The sequence below is a fragment of the Flavobacterium sp. DW-iso2 genome (assembly GCF_058725285.1).
Map to the genome: position 1 here is coordinate 1 of NZ_JBZXDY010000075.1, position 1,045 is coordinate 1,045.

1 protein-coding gene is annotated in these 1,045 nt (G+C 28.6%); it reads left to right on the plus strand.

From position 1 onward, the window contains the following. Positions 1 to 118: 118 nt before the first annotated feature. Positions 119 to 829 (plus strand): hypothetical protein, encoded by a 711-nt coding sequence (locus AC4PRO_RS18155; protein WP_492118396.1) that lies wholly within the window; start codon positions 119 to 121, stop codon positions 827 to 829. Positions 830 to 1,045: the final 216 nt, after the last annotated feature.

The following is a 1,045-nucleotide window of genomic DNA, read 5'->3' on the forward strand; positions in this document are numbered from 1 at the left end:
GCTATATTTACAAAATAGTTATGACAGAAAGATCCTGCATGTAACTCCCCAACTGAGGTAAGCCGCCTTCCGTTATATGCTATTTTCCCGCAGAATGAGAATATTAAAAAAAAAAATTATGACACCAAGAGAAAAGCTAACAAAAATATTAGAAATGGAACTTTGTAATGAATTAAATCAAAGAGGATTTATTTTCAGTCAATCAAAAAGTCAGTTTACAAGAACAATTAATAAAATTAAACAAATAATCTATTTTCAAGGTATGAGATGGAATAATGCCAAAGCTGCTATAGATTATAGACTTCTTACTTCAATACAAACTAAAGAATATTCGAAATGGTATTTAGATAATTATAATACCCAACAAGCAACAAGTCATCAAGGCAAAATAACTTTAAATACAGTTGTTATATCAGGTATTAAACTCAACTATTATGATTCGTGGAATAGTAATTGCCAACCAAACGCAATGTATGATTTATTAAATTTTCCCGAAGAAGATGTTTCTCAAAATATTTATTCAAATGTAACTAATTGTATTTTGCCATATTTTGAAAAACTTACATCATTTTCAAAAATTGCTGAAAATTTAGCTAATCCTTTAGACTCATTTGATTTTTATATGATGGATGGAAATAGAATATTAGCGAAAGAAAAACTTGATTACATAGTTAACAGAATTAAAAATTTAGACATTAAAACCATAGACTTCAACAATGATTTTACGATACAAAGTTTAAATAATACTATCCAAATGACTAATATACGTATCGAAAAATTTTTTAATGAGATGGATAAAATTAATTTAATGAATAAAAACAGCATATAACAGCGGTTTGCAAAAATGGCGAAATATGTGGTAAATTCACGTTTATTTTTCGCAAGAAATTTTACCTTAGCCGAAAAATATCGGTTACGAAGTTCGCCACTTCTGCAAGCCGCGACACGTTGTAATATATTTTAGCGCCGAATTTTGCGGTGAAAAATTCCTTACTTCTCTCCTACTAAGAAAATAATCTGCAATCCAAAAAGTTGTCGTTTATCC

Coding starts and splice junctions, on each gene's coding strand:
- AC4PRO_RS18155 (WP_492118396.1), top strand. CDS start 119: ATGACACCAAGAGAAAAGCTAACAAAAATATTAGAAATGGAACTTTGT.